The organism is Methylobacterium bullatum (assembly GCF_014845095.1).
In the GTDB taxonomy this organism is placed as follows: domain Bacteria; phylum Pseudomonadota; class Alphaproteobacteria; order Rhizobiales; family Beijerinckiaceae; genus Methylobacterium; species Methylobacterium bullatum.
Genome location: NZ_NKUG01000188.1, coordinates 1 through 3,759, shown reverse-complemented (window position 1 = coordinate 3,759; position 3,759 = coordinate 1). Strand labels below are relative to the sequence as shown.

4 protein-coding genes are annotated in these 3,759 nt (G+C 65.5%); 2 read left to right on the top strand and 2 right to left on the bottom strand.

All coding sequences use genetic code 11. The annotated features are described in order from the left end of the window. A partial coding sequence (locus tag MBTS_RS21265) for an O-antigen ligase family protein (RefSeq protein WP_192216421.1) occupies positions 1-1,133 on the top strand: 1,133 nt, incomplete at its 5' end. A gap of 683 nt (positions 1,134-1,816) precedes the next feature. Beyond that, positions 1,817-2,521, top strand: a complete 705-nt coding sequence (locus MBTS_RS21260) for a response regulator transcription factor (RefSeq protein WP_147832915.1) — start codon at positions 1,817-1,819, stop codon at positions 2,519-2,521. 36 nt (positions 2,522-2,557) lie between these two features. Here MBTS_RS21260 and MBTS_RS21255 read toward each other — a convergent pair whose 3' ends face one another. After that, positions 2,558-3,034: a secondary thiamine-phosphate synthase enzyme YjbQ gene (locus MBTS_RS21255; protein WP_192216420.1), complete on the bottom strand. Its 477-nt coding sequence runs from the start codon at positions 3,032-3,034 to the stop codon at positions 2,558-2,560. Then, positions 3,031-3,759 (bottom strand): ATP dependent DNA ligase (locus MBTS_RS21250; protein ID WP_483403778.1); only part of this gene is annotated, 729 nt, incomplete at its 5' end. The genes MBTS_RS21250 and MBTS_RS21255, both read right to left, overlap by 4 nt.

Genomic DNA, 3,759 nt, shown 5'->3' with positions numbered 1-3,759 from the left:
CGATGAGCATCCGGCTCGCCATCCTGGCGACGCCGGCGAGCCGGATGCTCATCGTCCTGATGGGCTGGATCCTCTACCGGACCGTGCCGTATGTGGGTCCCTACGGGATGGACGCCCCCCGCGACAGCGTGCTGGCCCTCTACGGCCTGTTCGCCCTGATCGTCGTCGCCCTGCTGCTGGAGGAGCCCGGCCGGTTCTGGCGGGCCATTGACACCTATGGCCGGTTCGCGCGGTTCTATGCCCTGGCCGGCGGCATCGTGTACGGCCTGAGTTCGGCGCTCCTGAAGATCCCGGGCACCGAGATCCAGATCCCCAGCGTCCGGGCCGGCGAGGCCGCCAGCCACCTCGCGGCCATCGCCGTCTTCGTCATGCTCGGGCTCGGCCGCTTCTCGCGGCTCTGGATCGCGGTGCTGATGGCGAGCATGATCATCGTCACGTCGAGCCGCGGCGCCATGCTGACCTGCCTCGTGCCGGTGGTGGTCGCGGCCATCGCCGGGCGCCGGCTGCGGCAGTTCATGCCCATCGTCCTGGTGTTTTTCGTCGCCGCGATCATCGCGACGGTGTTCGATCTCAGCATCCAGCTCCCCGGCAACGAGCGGGCGACCGGCCCCAAGCAGCTCGTCGAGGGCCTGAAGAGCGTCGTCGGCGTCAGCGAAGCCTCGAATTTCGAGGCGACGAAGGAGTTTCGCCTGCGCTGGTGGGCGACGATCCAGGACTACACGCTGCGGGGGCCGTTTTTCTGGACGGGCAAGGGCTTCGGGGTGAACATCGCCCTCGAGGACGGCTACAAGCAATGGGTGACGGCGGACGCGGTGCTGCGCAGCCCCCACAACGTCAACATGACCTATCTGGCGCGCTCGGGCGTCCCCGGTCTCGTGCTGTGGCTCGGCGTGCTGGCGACCTGGTTCGCGATGCTGTTCCACAGCCTGCTCTGGGCCCGCCGGCGCGGGGAGGAGCACTGGGCCAAGCTGTTCATCTGGATCGGTTGCTACGCGCTAGGCATGTTCGTGGACGGGTGTTTCGACGTGGCGCTCGAAGGACCGATGCTGGGTATCTGGTTCTGGTGCGTCTTCGGTTTCGGCATCGGTGCCAGCATGATCTACCGCTCACCTCTCGGGCGCAATGTCCGGTAGAATATCGCCGACCACACAATTCGAGATGTCCCCGCACCGTCGAGGGTCGTCTCCGCGATTCGATCATCGACAGTCTTCGATAGAATTCGGTCTAAGTAGTTATACCACGGCATAGATTCCGACAAGATCTCGCCGATCCAGGCTGTCCGGGGCCGCGTTACCGGCGCGTATCCACCGGGGCACGTCGAGGTTTCGATCCGCGAGTAAGAGCGCCGCAAGGGGCGAATCTATCCGAAACGGATGCTTTGCCGGACTCCGGCGACATCGGGCTACACCAATTTCGACGGCACGAATGCCAGGAATTAGAGTTCCCATTTTTGCTTGTGACGCTCGATATTGTCGTGTTAGCTGACCGCAGCGAAATTCAATATTTGAAGGGCGCCGGGACATCAGTAGATTTATTAACATAGAATAATAACTTCGAAGATTCTAAGTCCCATCGTCCGATACGGACGATTATTTCGGACTTGCTGAAGTACGAGTGAGTTTTGCCTCTTCGGCGCAAGGACGATCCTGCCAATCGAGCGGCGGCCCGATCCGTCGCTATCGGCAGAATGTTGCCACTGTCAGCGATTTACCAAATGCAATTTGGAGCAAGTCAGATGTCACTCAGTGTCACAGCCGCCTCCGAACCTCTCAAATCCGATTTCATTCCCAGCCTCATCGGCAGACCGGACGGTCGAATGCCTTCCCTTGCAAGCATACCCGCCATCATTATCGGGCCGCGCGGCCTGGAGCGCGACGGGCTCGTCGGAATATTAAATCAAAACGGTTATTCGATCCTCGACTCCATCGACGACATCTCCGACATGAGCCCCGGACACCTGCCGGCCCTGGTCATCCTCACGGATTTCGGCCCGGAGCAGATGGAGGCGGCGCTGGTCCCGGTGGTGCAATCCCACTTTCCCCAGGCCCGGATCGTCGCCTTGACGGCCGAGACCGATCCGGCGGTGCCACGCTACCTGCTCCAGATGGGCATCCAGGCCTGCCTCAACCGGAGCGCGCAGCCGATCGCGCTGATCCGCTCGCTGAACGTGGTGATGGGCGGCAACATCGTGATCTCCATCGATGCCGCGTCTCACCTGACCGGCGGGGCGTACGGCTTCCCGAAACCGTCCCTCGCCACGTTCCCGAAGACCGCCGACGCGTCCCCCGCGACGGTCTCGGATCTCTCCAACCGCGAGATCGAGGTTCTGGCCTGCCTGGCCACCGGGCATTCGAACAAGTCCATCGCGCGGGAATTGCGGATCTCCGAGGCGACCGTGAAGATCCACGTGAAGAACGTGCTGAGAAAAATCAACGTCAGCAACCGGACGCAGGCCGCGGTCTGGGTCTCGAAGCACGGAACGCCCAAGGTCGGCGCCCGGCGCAACGGGCGGACCGCGTGATCCGAACCGGCGGCGTGCCCGATGACGGCACGCCGCCTACTCTCCGGCCACATGCAGGACGATGTCGCGCCGATGCGGCCGGTCGCGATGCTCGATCAGATAGATGCCCTGCCACGTGCCCAGGACGAGCCGCCCGTCGGTGACGGGGATCGTGAGCCCCGAATCGGTCAGGAGGGTGCGGATATGCGCCGGCATGTCGTCGGGGCCTTCCGCCGCATGGATGTACCCGCCACCGGGGAGGCGCGGGGCGAGACCGTCCAGCGCCGTCATCAGGTCGCTCCGCACGTCCGGGTCGGCATTCTCCTGGATCGTCAGGGAGGCCGAGGTGTGCCGGCAGAACAGGGTGAGCAGGCCCTGCCCGATGCCGCTGCGCCGCAGGAAATCGGCCACGGACGCGGTGATGTCCGTGAATCCCTGGCCCGGCGTCGAGACGGTGACGCGGGCGCTCGCCTGGCGCCGGATCTCGCCCTCCCGGAAGCCTTCGATCCCGCCGATCCTGCCCAAACCTCTCATGGCGTCTCTCCCTCGATGACGGCGCCCGGCGCGATCTCGCGCTCGCCGCGGGCCAGGATGGTCTCCAGGGCCTCGATCCGGTCGGCCTCGGCGGCCGGCTTGTCCCAGCGGATGCGATGGACGCGGGGGAAGCGCATGGCGACGCCGGATTTGTGCCGGGTGGAGCGCTGCACCCCCTCGAAGGCGATCTCCAGCACCAGCCCCTCGTCGATTCCGTAGGCCACCTCGCGCACCGGGCCGAAGCGCTTGGTCGTGTTGTTGCGGACGTAGCGGTCGAGCTTGGCCAGCTCCGCATCGGTGAAGCCGTGATAGGCCTTGCCCACCGGCACCAGTTCCCGGCCGCCCTCCGGCCGCTCGCGCCAGACCCCGAAGGTATAGTCCGAGTAGAAGGACGAGCGTTTGCCGTGGCCGCGCTGGGCATACATCATCACCGCGTCCACGAGATGCGGCTCGCGCTTCCACTTCCACCACGGCCCCTTGGGGCGGCCGGGGAGATAGGGGCTGTCGCGCAGCTTCAGCATCACCCCCTCGATGGCGTCGGCATCCTCGCCCGCCCCCACGCTCGCGGGATCGGCACGGGCCTCGGCGAGATCGTCCCAGGTGGCGAACGTCACGAGCGGCGAGAGGTCGATGCGGGCGTGATCCAGGGCGGCGACGAACCCCTCCAGCCGGGCGCGGCGGGTCGCGAAGGGCAGCGGCCGCAAATCCTCGCCCTCCGCCGTGAG

Coding starts and splice junctions, on each gene's coding strand:
- MBTS_RS21260 (WP_147832915.1), top strand. CDS start 1,817: ATGCCTTCCCTTGCAAGCATACCCGCCATCATTATCGGGCCGCGCGGC.
- MBTS_RS21255 (WP_192216420.1), bottom strand. CDS start 3,034: ATGAGAGGTTTGGGCAGGATCGGCGGGATCGAAGGCTTCCGGGAGGGC.